Origin of the sequence: Methylovulum sp., from assembly GCF_028687615.1 — a bacterium.
Lineage (GTDB): Bacteria > Pseudomonadota > Gammaproteobacteria > Methylococcales > Methylomonadaceae > Methylovulum.
This window is the reverse complement of the sequence record NZ_JAQTZU010000008.1, coordinates 110,876-124,654: the sequence shown is the minus strand read 5'-3', so window position 1 is coordinate 124,654 and position 13,779 is coordinate 110,876. Positions and strand designations below refer to the sequence as shown.

General features: G+C 45.4%; 17 protein-coding genes. 2 read left to right on the top strand and 15 right to left on the bottom strand.

The window, feature by feature from the left end; all coding sequences use genetic code 11:
* Positions 1-231 precede the first annotated feature (231 nt).
* Positions 232-2,421, top strand: a complete 2,190-nt coding sequence (locus PHH59_RS06810) for a hypothetical protein (protein ID WP_300013188.1) — start codon at positions 232-234, stop codon at positions 2,419-2,421.
* 83 nt (positions 2,422-2,504) lie between these two features.
* Here the strand turns inward: PHH59_RS06810 and PHH59_RS06805 are convergent, their stop codons facing one another.
* From PHH59_RS06805 to PHH59_RS06770, 8 genes are all read right to left on the bottom strand, one after another.
* Positions 2,505-2,825: a non-heme iron oxygenase ferredoxin subunit gene (locus PHH59_RS06805; protein WP_300013185.1), complete on the bottom strand. Its 321-nt coding sequence runs from the start codon at positions 2,823-2,825 to the stop codon at positions 2,505-2,507.
* A 24-nt stretch (positions 2,826-2,849) separates the two neighbouring features.
* Positions 2,850-3,635 carry a class I SAM-dependent methyltransferase gene (locus PHH59_RS06800; protein ID WP_300013182.1) on the bottom strand — a complete coding sequence of 262 codons (786 nt, stop codon included), beginning with the start codon at positions 3,633-3,635 and terminating at the stop codon, positions 2,850-2,852.
* A gap of 213 nt (positions 3,636-3,848) precedes the next feature.
* The gene (gene sufU / locus PHH59_RS06795; RefSeq protein WP_300013179.1) at positions 3,849-4,301 is read right to left on the bottom strand and encodes a Fe-S cluster assembly sulfur transfer protein SufU; all 453 of its coding nucleotides are present in this window, start codon (positions 4,299-4,301) and stop codon (positions 3,849-3,851) included.
* A 13-nt stretch (positions 4,302-4,314) separates the two neighbouring features.
* A complete protein-coding gene (locus PHH59_RS06790; protein ID WP_300013176.1) occupies positions 4,315-4,557 on the bottom strand; it encodes a type II toxin-antitoxin system HicA family toxin in 243 nt (80 codons plus the stop codon).
* Entirely contained in the window at positions 4,545-4,775 is a 231-nt protein-coding gene (locus PHH59_RS06785; protein ID WP_300013173.1) for a type II toxin-antitoxin system HicB family antitoxin, read from the bottom strand. Before PHH59_RS06785 ends, PHH59_RS06790 begins: the two co-directional genes overlap by 13 nt.
* A 69-nt stretch (positions 4,776-4,844) precedes the next feature.
* Positions 4,845-5,978, bottom strand: a complete 1,134-nt coding sequence (locus PHH59_RS06780; RefSeq protein WP_300013170.1) for a hypothetical protein — start codon at positions 5,976-5,978, stop codon at positions 4,845-4,847.
* A complete protein-coding gene (locus PHH59_RS06775; protein WP_300013167.1) occupies positions 5,975-6,517 on the bottom strand; it encodes a DUF4365 domain-containing protein in 543 nt (180 codons plus the stop codon). Before PHH59_RS06775 ends, PHH59_RS06780 begins: the two co-directional genes overlap by 4 nt.
* Positions 6,518-6,562: 45 nt before the next feature.
* Positions 6,563-7,786 (bottom strand): cysteine desulfurase, encoded by a 1,224-nt coding sequence (locus PHH59_RS06770; protein ID WP_300013164.1) that lies wholly within the window; start codon positions 7,784-7,786, stop codon positions 6,563-6,565.
* A gap of 80 nt (positions 7,787-7,866) precedes the next feature.
* On the opposite strand from PHH59_RS06770, the gene PHH59_RS06765 reads away from it, so the two are divergent.
* Entirely contained in the window at positions 7,867-8,502 is a 636-nt protein-coding gene (locus tag PHH59_RS06765) for a Uma2 family endonuclease (protein ID WP_300013161.1), read from the top strand.
* A gap of 49 nt (positions 8,503-8,551) precedes the next feature.
* Here the strand turns inward: PHH59_RS06765 and PHH59_RS06760 are convergent, their stop codons facing one another.
* The 7 genes from PHH59_RS06760 to PHH59_RS06730 are packed head-to-tail and all read right to left on the bottom strand — an operon-like array spanning position 8,552 to position 13,778.
* A complete protein-coding gene (locus tag PHH59_RS06760; protein ID WP_300013158.1) occupies positions 8,552-9,028 on the bottom strand; it encodes a DUF2721 domain-containing protein in 477 nt (158 codons plus the stop codon).
* Positions 9,018-10,277, bottom strand: coding sequence for a Fe-S cluster assembly protein SufD (gene sufD / locus PHH59_RS06755; RefSeq protein ID WP_300013155.1), 1,260 nt, complete (start codon positions 10,275-10,277; stop codon positions 9,018-9,020). Before sufD ends, PHH59_RS06760 begins: the two co-directional genes overlap by 11 nt.
* A gap of 25 nt (positions 10,278-10,302) precedes the next feature.
* On the bottom strand, positions 10,303-10,809 hold the full coding sequence (locus PHH59_RS06750; protein WP_300013152.1) for a HEPN domain-containing protein: 507 nt from the start codon (positions 10,807-10,809) through the stop codon (positions 10,303-10,305).
* A complete protein-coding gene (locus tag PHH59_RS06745; RefSeq protein ID WP_300013149.1) occupies positions 10,802-11,854 on the bottom strand; it encodes a DUF262 domain-containing protein in 1,053 nt (350 codons plus the stop codon). The genes PHH59_RS06750 and PHH59_RS06745 overlap by 8 nt, the downstream gene beginning before the upstream one ends.
* Positions 11,855-12,601: a Fe-S cluster assembly ATPase SufC gene (gene sufC / locus PHH59_RS06740; protein WP_300013146.1), complete on the bottom strand. Its 747-nt coding sequence runs from the start codon at positions 12,599-12,601 to the stop codon at positions 11,855-11,857. It abuts the gene before it with no gap.
* Between the two features lie 48 nt (positions 12,602-12,649).
* Positions 12,650-12,856, bottom strand: a complete 207-nt coding sequence (locus PHH59_RS06735) for a DUF2281 domain-containing protein (protein WP_300013143.1) — start codon at positions 12,854-12,856, stop codon at positions 12,650-12,652.
* 49 nt (positions 12,857-12,905) lie between these two features.
* On the bottom strand, positions 12,906-13,778 hold the full coding sequence (locus PHH59_RS06730; protein ID WP_300013140.1) for a hypothetical protein: 873 nt from the start codon (positions 13,776-13,778) through the stop codon (positions 12,906-12,908).
* Position 13,779 lies beyond the last annotated feature (1 nt).

Sequence of the window (13,779 nt, the reverse complement as noted above, 5' to 3'; positions counted from 1 at the left end):
TTCACATGGATTGGGTAGATATAGCACATTTTTCATTCTACAGGGGTGGTCTAATGATTTCCAGATAGAAGCACGGCGAATAAGGTATTGAAATAGCGGCTGTATTTTTGGATCACCTATTTTTAGATTAATAGAACACTAACAACAATCCGGCTTCCTTTTTTACCAAAAGCCGCCTGGAAGTCCATTTAAAACCAATCCATTAAAACCAACCCCAATGAGCAACTTATTATGAATATCAAATTGACTGGATTAAGTCTGGCACTACTTGCCCAATTCGCTCCGCCTAGCCAAGCAACAATTCATTCCCCTATCGCTTTTGTGACGCAAGTCCCCATCCCGCAGGATTTTTGCACCATCAATGCGACGTTTTGCAACCATCAGGCGGGCATCGACATTTCAGGCCGGGGCGGTGATTTATGGATACGCTATCCCGACGGTACGCTAAAAAACCTGACAGCGGCGGCTGGATTTGGTCAAAACGGTTTGCAAGGCAACAACGCCATCCAAGTGCGTGACCCTGCGGTGCATTGGAACGGCAAAAGAATCATTTTCAGCATGGTCGTCGGTGCACCGCAACATTATCAAGTGAAAACATTCCGCTGGCAACTGTATGAAATCACCGGGCTAGGTAAAAATGACACCCCGGTCATCACCAAAGTCACCAATCAACCGAGCAATTACAACAACATCACCCCCACTTATGGCACGGATGGGCGCATAATTTTTGTCTCCGACCAGCCACGCGGCGGACAAGCGCATTTATATCCGCAATTGGACGAATACGAAGAAGCCCCTTCCAACACCGGCCTTTGGAGCCTCAACCCTATCAATGGCAAACAAGTCATGTTGACGCACTCTCCTTCGGGAGATTTTAACCCGTTTGTGGACAGTTACGGGCGGGTAATTTTTACCCGCTGGGATCATTTGCAACAAGACCAGCAAGCCGCCGGCGATCGTAACGGTACGGATAATTACGGCACATTCAATTATTCCAGCGAAGCCGCCAATGCCAAAATAGTGAACAGCCGCAAAGAAGTGTTTCCTGAACCGCTGACGTTTGACCACATTTCTTTGGCTGGCACTAATCTGAATGGACATAGCTTTAACCATTTCTTTCCTTGGCAAGTCCACGAAGATGGCTCGGAACTGGAATTGGTGAACCATATCGGCAGGCACGAATTGGGCGGTTCTTATGTCAATGGCGTATTTACTGATGATCCGGTGTTGACTGATCAGACTAATAGCTCCAATCCCAACAAAATCAGCAATTTTTTGCAAATCAAGCAAGACCCGACCAACGCCAATTATTTTATCGGCATCAACGCGCCGGAATTCGCCACCCATGCTGCGGGACAAATCGTCAGGTTGACCAATGTGGCTCCGTCACACAATGCTGACGAGATGACCATTGATTATCTCACCGATAAATCCACTTCGTCGTTTGTCGAAGACGGCGCGACACCATCGCCTGAAAATTCAGGCCATTACCGCGACCCGACGATTTTGTCTGATGGCACTTTGCTGGCTGCGCATACCTTTGAAACCCGCCAAGACCGGAATGAAGGCACGATCTCGCCCGATTTTTCAGATAGTTACCCGCAAGCCCGTTATGCGTTCCGTTTGCGGACACTGAAACAATTGCCTAACGGCACCTGGACTGCCGACCAAGTGCTGACCAATGGCATTAGCAAAAATATCATGTATTACAGCCCCGATTCCTTAGTCCATTACTCCAATGAATTGTGGGAACTGCAACCTGTAGAAGTGAAAGCGCGGCCTAAACCAGTCAAATTGGCCCCCACTTTGGCTACGCCGGAAATGCAAGTGTTACAGGAAGAAGGCGTCAGTGAAGCCAGCTTGAGGCTGTATTTGAAAAGCAAAGGCTTGGCGTTGGCGATCATGCGCAATGTCACCCAACGTGACCACAGCGACAAACAGCAACCGTTCAATCTGGCGGTGGCGGGTTCCGGCACCCAAACAATAACGCCAACAGGAAAAACCTACGAAGTGGCGCATTTTCAAGCGTTCCAGGCAGACCAGATACGCGGGTTGACTGGCGGCTATTCCTCAACGCCTAAACCAGGCCGCCGCGTATTGGCGCAACCGTTGCACAGCGTCAAAGCCAATCCGCCAGTCGCCCCAGGCGCACCGAAAGGCAGTGTCAAAATCGCCAATGATGGTTCAGTCGCCATGCTGCTGCCAACCCGCCGGGCATTAAGCTGGCAATTGACCGACACACAAGGCAATTTTGTGGTCAGGGAGCGTAACTGGCTATCCATGCAGCCCGGTGAAATCCGCACCTGCCCGGCTTGCCACGGTATCAACACCAAAGACCAAATTGGCCAGCCATCACCGACCAATAAACCGGAAGCCTTGCGGGAATTGTTGATTTATTTGAAAGCTAACGGCAGTTTGTAAAACTTTTTTGATATTACAGATCGTCCACGAGCCGTAGAGCGCGAAGCGAAAAGCACGATTCGTGTATTTCGTGGACATTGCATCTAATCCCAACGGTCATCCTTGACCTGCACCCTACCGTTTTCAATCCGCACCGGAAAACAGGCGACATCCTCATAAGCCGGGGCCGATTTGACCGCTCCGGTTTTCACGCAAAACCTCGCCCCGTGGCGTGGGCAAATGATCTCATCCCCCTCCAATATCCCGCTGGCGATTTCCGCACCGTCGTGGGTGCAAACATCTTCAATCGCATAACAGACACCGTCGATTTTAAACACCGCGACATCGGTGCCATCGACATCGACGACTATATTGTCACCATCCGCCAAGGCTTGCTCGGCAATGACATCCACCCAATCTGACATGGTTGATTCTCCGTTAATATTTTACTAATTCTTCAAAAACACATCATACCGCAACAGCTTGCCGTGAAAACTATCGCTAGGCTTGCCGCCGCCCAACGGCTGCGCATAATCGGGGCATTTCACCACCACGCGCTTGCCGGTGGCTTGCATCGCGGCGGCGAACAACGCGTCTTTGTCTTCATCATCGCCCAACAAATCGCGCAACACCATCATCGACTTTTTCGCCAAGGCCGATTTTTTGCGTTTGGGCGGAAACATCGGGTCAAGGTAGATGCAATCGGGCGGTTCTGGCAGCGTTGCCAACAAGTCAATGGCATTACCTGCCAACAAACGCGGCGGGTGTAATTGCAAACGCTGCATCCACTCTTCCTGCGCTAAGCGTTGCAAACCATCGGCAAGCAAAGCCGCCATTACGGGCGAGCGTTCGAGGCACAGCAACCCATAACCCATGCGAAAAATATGCAGGCTGTCTTGCCCCCAGCCCGTCGTCGCATCGACCACAGTTTTGGTCTTGCGCCCCAAAGCTTTCGCCAATGCCCCGTCTTTCGGCGCGGGCCATGAGCGTTGTTCGCCCTCGCGCGGTTCAATTTCCACCATCATGCCGCCTTTTTTCAGTAATTCCTTATCGAGCAGTTTTAGGCAACCGTCACGCCAGCAGAGGAAAAAGGCTTCATGTTGATCGAAATTAGCTTCGACGGAATTGCGGAGCGGAACGGCAAGCTGGTCTGCCAGTTGTTGGAAAGGTGCGATGTCGCCGTAGTCTTCGTAAAGCACGGCGAGTTTTCCGAGATAGGGATTTTGTGGGGACATAAAAACAGGTAGGTTAGATAACGATAGCGTAACCCAACATTTGTTGCTTAGATTCGTAGGTTACACTATCGAGACTGTGAAAGTATGCAGAATTTGTCAAAATGGTATTTTATAACATATTGATTTTTAGCAATCATCGGAGTTAAAAAACATGTTTTTTGACTCCGAAACCAAAAACTTTCACGGCCTCTGTCGCTAACCGAACCCACAAACTTATTCGGTAGAAATAGACTGCGTTTCATTCTTCAACGCCGCATCCAGCGTATGCCAAGCCAAGGTCGCGCATTTCACCCGTGCCGGATACTCGCGCACCCCCGCCAGCACCGCCAATTTGCCGACCGCTTCCAACTGAATATTTTCGCCTTTGCCCGTGGTCATGTCGTGGAACGTCTTAAACAAGGCATCGGCTTCCGCTTCGGTTTTGCCTTTGATAATGTCCGTCATCAACGACACCGATGCCGTGGAAATCGCACAACCGGAGCCTTGGAAACTGGCGTCTTGTATCGTATCGCCGTCCATTTTTAAAAACAGCGTCAAACGGTCGCCGCATAAGGGATTAAAGCCTTCCACTTTGCGGTCGGCGTTGTCGATCACGCGGAAATTGCGGGGATTGCGGTTGTGGTCAAATATGACTTCTTGATAGAGGTCGCGTAGGTCTTCAAACATGGTTTTTCTCTGTTTATTCAGAATAGAAATACGGATACAACTGCTCCGCACTGATATATCGGCTAGCTTGGCGCATTATCGCCTTGCACGTTCCGGTATCGAGTTCGTCATGGTTCGGAACGGTCAATATTTGTTTTTGCCCCAGTACCATCCGCATCATTTTAATGTGACTACCACGTTGTGACACAACAATAAATCCAAATCCGCTTAAAATCGCTAAAACTTGTTTGGCGGTTAAACGTTTCAGCTTTGGCATACAGCCGCCATTTCATAATTGACCACAATCGGCGGATTAGGCGCAAAACCTAACGTTGCCAAATCTTCGCCTTCCAAATGCAAGCTAATCGCTTCACGCAAATTGGCGGTCACTTCATCTAAAGTTTGCCCTTGCGTAACAATTGGCAATTCAACGCATTCGGCTACGAAGCCGGATTGTTCGCCTTGGTGGATGTGGGCTTTGATGGTGTAGAACATAAAATCCTTATATTATCTTGCTAACTGCTTGTTAATATTGAATATGTCAAATGTAAGCTATCCTTTAAATCAAGGATTATCTTCAATAATAGAGAATGATGTGACATCTTTGATTATTCTAGGTTGATTACCCGCTTGTAGCGTACCTTTAATTTGAATGTAATGCCCAGCATTTTCATAAGCTTTAATTGCTAAACTATGCCATTCAGCTTTTAGGTTGACCCTTGCCCGAATACTTTCACCATCTTGTTGATAAAGATCCAATATCACATCTCCTGTACGTTGTTCACTTGAATCTAAATCACCAGCCAATACTTCAACAGTACCAATAAAAATATCTTTCTTATCTTTCTCTTGGGTTTTTAATTCCTTTCTAATATCTTCAATACGGCTATAGTAGTCACTTTGTATTTTTATTGTATTCTTAGTGTTTAACGGCTTATTGATGATGCTTGCCCATTTAAAGTTTAAAAATAAATCCGCATTATCATTTGCGTCATGGAAATTAAGCAAAGCTTTACAAAAATTTGATGACAAAATGGGTTTTGGTTCCTGTCTTACTTTATCAATTAATTGTTCCATTTTATCGGCTTCTATAGCCTCAACCAACTGAGATATAGATTGATTAATGACTAATGTCGCTTGTCGGACAAAAGGCGTATTTTCAAAGACATCCGCTTGCAAATCCATTGCTTTAACAGGAGTGGAAACTTTAATGACAAAACTGCCCGTTTCGGTGTGTCTAAAACGCGATTTTTCCAATAGTTGTGCCGCTTCTTTACGCTTCAGCTTGGGATGATAAGCTTGCGGTTTTAATACGCTATGGGCTGCGGACAACAAAATGTCCTTTGCCCCTTTTAAAGCTTCTATGGCGTAATTGAGAGGAATATAAGCGCTTTCATTGCGCTGATCGACAATGCGATAACCAATGGCATCGTCTTTCATTTCAGAAAATGCCATCATCCATTCGCGGAATGAGCAGTTTTCTAAATCTACTAATTTCTGAATAACGGTTTCAACGCAATCCAAATAATCCGGCGCACTATTATCAATTGGAAAAGCCAGTTGCCTACGGTCGTATTGAGAGTTTTTAAGAACATACAAACCATCCTTAATGGCTTCTTCTACCAAAAGCCAACCCTTGGATTTTAAAAAATCCCTTAAATCTGTCGGTGCAATGGTTTCGAAAATGTCATTATTCATGGCGATACATATTTCAATGGTTCATTTTTAGATATTCTTTGGAAAAGATTTAACAAGTTTTCGGGCGAAAGCAATTGCTCTTTGGGCAAATAAACCGTCGTTCCTGAACTATTGGCACTCGCATCAGCCCCTCGCAAACTAAGCCAGTAAGCACAGTTTTTTAAAATCAATTGCTCAGGGTCTACGCTCAACCACTCGCCACGATTTTCTGGTAAAAACAAAACGACCAGCATACGATTTTGAATTTGGGTTTCTTCGCGTAGCCAATCGTATTGGGTAACGCCACGGAAAAAATAAGAACAATGGGAAGGCGTTTCAACTGGTTTAGCTATTGTTGCTTTTAGTTGAATTTTTAAGTCGATTTCTTCCTTATAGCTGCCTTCAAAATGCTCATGACAAGTAAGAATCGCATCAGTACATCGGTTATCGGCATGTCTATTGTCTGTCCGACAATTTATTCCAACCGATGATGCAACAGCGTGTAAGTAAGCGTAACTTAACTCGCTTTCAATGTCTTTACTATCTAAAGGCTTATACATTTTTTATCGCATCAAAAATAAGATAAAGAACATCTTAACAAAACTTCACCCAAACGCCTCAATTAACCCCTTAATCCCACCCATCAACACATCAATCTCTTCCAACGTGTTGTACATCGCAAACGAAGCCCTAGCGGTTGCCGGAATCTGATAGAAATCCATCACGGGCATGGCGCAATGATGCCCTGCCCTGATCGCTATGCTTAAACTATCCAGCATCGTGCCGATGTCGTGCGGGTGGATGCGTTCCAGCGTGAACGACAAAATCGCGCCTTTTTCCGCCGCTTCGCCAATGATTTTTAAACCTTTGATCTGTTCGGCTTGTTGGGTGGCGTAGGCCAACAATTCGACTTCGTAGTCGGCTATCGCGTCCATGCCGAAGTTGTTTAGATAGTCAATCGCCGCGCCCAAACCCACCACATCGGCAATGTTCGGCGTTCCGGCTTCAAATTTATGCGGCAAACCTGCGTAGGTGCTTTTTTCGAAGGTGACGGTGCGGATCATGTCACCGCCGCCTTGGTACGGGGGCATGGCTTCGAGCAGGGCTTGTTTGCCGTACAGCACACCGATGCCGGATGGCCCGTAGAGTTTATGACCAGAAAAAACATAAAAATCACAATCCAAGGCTTGCACATCTACGGGGATATGCGGGATGGCTTGGGCGCCGTCGAGCATGACGGGAATGCCTTTTGCATGGGCCGCGTCTATCATTTTTTTGACTGGATTGATCGTGCCCAACGCGTTGGACATGTGGACGACGGCAACCAAGCGGGTTTTGTCGTTTAACAAGGCTTCAAATTCGGGGTAAAGCAATTCGCCTTGCATGTTCATCGGTGCCACTTTCAGCACCGCGCCCGTTTGTTCAGAGAGCATTTGCCACGGCACGATGTTGGAATGGTGTTCCATCGCGGTGATGATGATTTCGTCGCCCGTTTGGATGTTGGCTTTGCCGAAAGTCTGGGCGATGAGGTTAATCGCTTCGGTCGCACCGCGCACGAAAATGATTTCTTTAGCTTGAGCGGCATTGATGAAGCTTTTAACCTTCTCCCTCGCGGCTTCAAATTTGTCGGTGGCGCGGACGCTCAGCGTGTGTACACCGCGATGGATGTTGGCGTAATCGTGGCGGTAAAAATCGCTGATGGCATCAATAACCGCGTTGGGCTTTTGGCAACTGGCGGCGTTGTCGAGATAAACCAGCGGTTTACCCCGAATTTTTTCGGCAAGGATGGGAAAATCGGCGCGGATTTGTTGTACTGGGAAGTTTGTCATGGTCAACTGTTAGTTTATGTTGCTTGTCTAAAGCCAAGCTATTATATTTACGTAAAATTCTTTTTAATTCTGGCGTGTTTATGGTCACTGTTAATCCTACTAAACCACTGGCGAATAGCGAACAATGGCGCAATCAAGTGATGCCTGCTTCTTCGCCGGACTTTAACCGTCCGCTTAAGCATCTGACCCATCTGGATGAATGGCGCAGAATGGGCGAGGCCAATATTTTTCCGCCTGATAGCCGCGTGGAACTGATTAACGGGGAAATTTTAGATATGGCACCGATAGGCTCTTATCATGCGGGTCACTTGAAACGCATTAACCATGTGCTTAGCAAATTAATTCCTGAAAACCTGATAACCAGCGTTCAAGACCCGCTACAACTCGGCGATTTATCCGAACCCGAACCGGATTTCATGTTGCTAAAAGCGCATGAGGATTTTTATACTTCTCGCCACCCTGTCGCCGCCGATGTCCTTTTATTAATTGAAGTCGCCGATTCTTCATTGAGATTCGACCAAAACGAAAAACTGCGTTTGTATGCGTTGCACGGAGTCCCTGAATATTGGCTGCTAAACTTGAATGGAAACTGTCTGGAAGTTTACCGCAAGCCTAATGGCGATGGGTACGCTGAAAAAACCACCTTGCAATCTGGCGATTCGATCACCTTATCGCAATTGCCAGACCTCAGCATTGAAGTTGCCGAAATTTTATAGCCTATCATAACCAATTGTTTTATATTTCCTTTAACTAACTTTCACGTTGTTATGACTGCTCATCAGCAAAGTCTAGCGAATCAATCAAACCATACAATTTTTCTTCTTCCTTGACTGAGCTTAAAGCAATGCTGACTTCTGCAATATAAAACGCCAAGCCGATCATCATCGACAAAACCGACAGCACAAATAAAATCACGGCAAAGACCAACGCTTCAGGCGCGTATAGACCTAAGCCTAATAACAAGCAAGTCACCATTACCCCGATAGTGCCAAGCAACAGGTAAAAAAAGGCTTGTTTGATTTTTTCCGCCCGGTTTTCTACCGATTCAATTTGCGATTGAAAGGCGATGGCTTCCTGTCTTTTGCCTGCCGTTGCCGCTAAATGCTTTTCCCGATGAAAGACCCGCAAGCGCGACACCATTGCCATTAAACGGGCATTTAGCGATAACACAAACAAACCTGCCGCAGAAATAAAAATCGCAGGGGCAACAAAAGCTTGAAACAACTCTAATTTAGTCAACATAACTATTTTGTGGAAAATGTTTTAAAAGTAATTGTAGCAGCAACGTTTTTAATGCGGGCAAACTGACTCTATCCACCATTTCATTAGCAAACGCAAAGGTCAGCATATTCCTCGCCGTTTCTTCATCCACACCCCGCGATTGCAGGTAAAACACCGATTTTTCATCCAACTGCCCGACCGTCACGCCATGCCCGCATTTGACATCGTCGGCATAAATTTCTAACTGCGGTTTGGTATCGGCTTCGGCATAGTCGGATAACAGCAGATTGCGGTTATTCATCGTGGAATCGGTTTTTTGGGCGTGTTCCGCCACCACCACACGACCTTGAAACACGCCACGGGCGCGGCCGTCCAATACGCCTTTATAAGTTTCCAGGCTTTTGCCGTAGGGCTGATTGTGGTTGATGCGCGTGTGGTTGTCGATATGCTGGCGTTTAACGCCCAGATACAATCCGTTCAGCTCGCATTCCGCCGCTTGTTCCAAATCGGTATGGATGTCGGAACGCGCCAGCAAGCCGCCGAAAGCAAAATTATGGTGCGTACAACGCGCATCGCGGGCTTGTTGGATGTACATGCCGCCAAAATGATAGGCTTTTTCTGATTCGCACTGCACTTTGTACCCCGTCAGTTCGGCATTCTGCCCGACAAAGGCTTCTGTCACGGCAGCCGACAAATAGCCGACATCCTCGCCGACAAAAGTTTCCAGCCATTGCACGGCTGCGTGGTCAGCCAAAACCAACAGGTTGCGCGTGGTCGCCAAACCGCCGTCTTGGGTGACGATGTGCAGGCATTGGATGGGCTTGTCTAACACGCATTTTGCAGGAATGTGGACAAACACGCCATCGGTGAACCAGGCATTGTTGAAGGCGATAAAACCGTGTTCGTTAGGGTTGACCGCTTTGCCAAAATAGACCGCGACCTGTTCGGGGTAGGTTTGCAACGCATCCGCCATGCTGAGGATTTGTGCGCCTTCTGGCAAACCCGCCAGTTGTGACAAGTCAGCAGAAAAATGTCCATCGACCAAGACTAGCGAATAAGCATCCGCCAATTGATAGCTATTAAGCCATTCGGTATCGACGGTTTGCGCCGCTTCCAACAACGGCGAAAAGGCTTTTTTCTCCAGCGCGGACACGTTGGTGTAACGCCATTCTTCTTCACGCGGCGACGGGAAACCCGTTTGCTGAAAACTTGCCAACGCAGTTTGGCGCAACGTTTCTAGCCAAGATATGCAGGGTTCTGAATTAGTCATGATGTTCCTTTATAAATTAGCGCGTTCATTGATTTGATTGCAAAGCAATTTGAACCGCTTTTAATATTTCTCTAGCCGCTTCGACAGCTTGTTCTAGCTCAGGAAGAGTAAGTTGGTTTGGGTTATTAGGCCTAGAAGTATGTGCAACCCTATGTCGACTAGTAATAACGTTAGAATAAATGGTAATTTCCCTGTCTTTTTCTTGTAAATGGCTATTAAATCGCTGCTTTGCCTGATCGCTAAAATGCTTGACATAATCGGCTAAATCAGCCTTTTTAAGACTACTTGCCTTCAATCTTTCTAACTGATTATTTATAAAGCCTTTTAACTCCTCATCATTTAGATTAACCATTTTTTGCCTGACGGACTCATCAAACAATCGTTTAACCGTTTCCTCCATTTCAGCACAAAAAATAATCGATAAATACTGAGTAAGATAATGTTCAATTGGGGATTCTAAGCTGTTGGTATCCCTTAAGTGATTTTTACAGTTTTCAACAGCCAATTCGGTTTTAAGTAAAAAATTATCCATTGATAAAAGCATTCAATGCTAATTCAAAACGTTTCTTCAGCTCTTCCACATCACTCGTGTTTTGTCTGACACAGCCTAAATATTCACTATTGTGGATTAGAGCATCGTAATTTGCTTGAATAACAGGTAGATGCAGATTTTCACTCGCCGCATAAAAAATAGAATCTAATGCGGCATAATTCAATTTTGTTGGTAAGTGAAATGGCTTTGGTATTAGTTCATTTTGAAGTTTGCTACATGTTTCGGTAAATTGATTCTTTATTTTTAATAATTTTTCAGCATCGAATTTTTTTGTACTCGCCATATAGTCATTCAGAAAAGCTTTCATCGGTTTTTTATATGAGCGCCAATTTTCTTTTAATGCCAAACAACGCAATAACAACTCAACATCCTTTAAACGCTTATCTGGCTTACTTTGTCCGAGCAAAGACCGCCAAGCATCTAGCTTGTTTAACTCCTCCAATAACGTAAAAAAATCGCCCGAATAAACACATTTTCTTATTTCCATTGGATTTAATGCCATAGAACTTGTATTTAATCGCTCAAAAATCTTATAAATGCTGGTGTTGTCATCAGGGTCAAGCTGCTGTATTACAGTGGCTCTCAAAACGGCATCATCTAGCTGATTTTTGTCGGCCTCTTCTAGTGTTTTATAAGTTTTACCTTGCCATTTGGGCAAGACATTTTTTAATTTTTTAAACTTAGCGTCACCTGTAAAAAACATAATAACGGAACGGATACGTTGTTGACCGTCGATGATAGATTGCTTTTTAGTTTTTCTATCTTGATACAAAAACACATTTGGAACAGGCAAACCCAACAAAAATGATTCGATCAATTTACTGGCTTTAACCTGATCCCAGACGTATTCACGCTGAAACTCAGGGATAATCAATTGCTCCTTTTCCCATTTATCAACATAGCCCTGTAAAGTTATGTCAGCCGGATACGATGTGATTTCATAGGCAACCACATCGGCTTCATTTTCCTCAGGCTCTTCGGTCTCTTCAATGGCTAAATCTTCATCTATTATTTGTTCGATCATTTATGCCACCTCTTCCAACCAGCCGTAACCCTTTTCTTCCAACTCCAACGCTAATTCGGGGCCGCCGGATTTGATGATTTGCCCGTGCGCCAAGACATGGACAAAATCGGGCTTGATGTAATCCAGCAAGCGTTGGTAATGCGTGACCATGATGAACGAACGGTCTGGCGAACGCAACGAATTCACGCCATCAGCGACGATTTTCAGCGCATCGATGTCGAGACCGGAATCGGTTTCATCAAGGATGCACAATTTAGGCTCCAGCATCGCCATTTGCAGGATTTCATTACGTTTTTTCTCGCCGCCGGAAAAACCTTCGTTGACGGCGCGGTACAAGAATTTTTCGTCCATTTCCAAGGCTTTCACTTTAGCTTTAACCAAAGTCAAAAAATCCATCGCATCGACTTCATCCAAGCCATTATGCTTGCGTACCGCATTAAGCGCAGCTTTTAACAAATACACATTGCTCACGCCAGGGATTTCCACCGGATATTGGAACGCTAAAAACACTCCTTCACGGGCACGGATTTCCGGCGGCATCTCTAGCAAATCCTTGCCTTGATACATCACCGAACCGCCCGTGACTTCGTAACCGGATTTGCCGGACAACAAGTGCGCCAAAGTGCTTTTGCCGGAACCGTTCGGCCCCATAATGGCATGGATTTCGCCCGCCTTGACCTCAAGATTGATGCCTTTGAGGATTTTTTTATCGTTTACGTTGACGGTTAGGTCTTTAATACTGAGCATGGGGTTTCCGTTTTTGCTGGTTTGATAGTTTTTGGTCGTTGTTGGGTTTTATCTTGACCACTCTGATTGTCTATTTTTTGAATTGTCTTGCAAGTCTTGGCGATCACGCCACATGCCAACAAACCCTTCATCTGATAATTTAGTTTTTATTTTCGCTTGATGGCGCGCTATGAGGAATTCAATAAAATTCTCGATTTGTCGTTGCGCCTCTGGCGGCAGTTGTTCAATATCGTGCAACAATTGGGTAAGGTTCATCATTTATCCTCTAAATCAATATTTCTGCCCATTGCTTAGCTAGGCCAATCTAAGGCTCTGCAATGTAATTAATAAAATCAATTACTTTCTTCTTATTCTGGAAAAATGCCTCTATTTTGTCGCCATTGCTGTAACGAACGATAATTTCGTATTTTCTGAAGCTTCCGTCACGAAAAGCATCTTCTTGATAGTTTGAGACAAAGCTTATGGCATCACTGATTGTGTCAAAGTGATTTTGCTGCCCATGCAAAGGAATAAGGATAATCTGTTCAATTTGCCGATCAAGCGTGGCCTGTAACTCAGCAAAGAATTGATTCAAGAGTTTTTGATTGGCATCAATAAGATGCTGCTTTAGGCTATTTCGTTTTGAAATATTTAATTGTTCTATCTTTTCAATGGTGTGCTGAAATGTTGTGTCTGGCGTTTTTTCATCAAACCGCACATCAACGCCAACAGAACTAAATGCCAAGACAATGCTTTCATAAGGGAATAAAGCCACCTCAAACCCCGATGTTTTCATTTGGGTTAAAGAACCTTCTGTAAACACACCCGCGAGAATAACGCCCAAAAATGGTTTATCCCAATGATATTTTTCTGCAATAGGCAATAAAGCTCCTTGAATTTCTTGGGCTTTATTACGCGAATGCTTGGTATAACGTCGCCACGCAGCCTCAATAAACGCAAGAGGTCGCCCCCTAACTGATTGAGTTCCACCTTTTTCAATGACAAAATCAAGATCATGGCTGTTGCCGTATTTATCTAGCCAAGCAACTTTTTTACCATCACGCGCCTTACCACGAACACCTTTTTTATCGAGATAAAGACCCCGACCTTGACAAAAATCCTCAAGTTGAGGAGCCATGATTTCTTCAAGCAAATCACCAATTATTTGCCCGAAACGATGTGAGGGTGAATTTGCCATG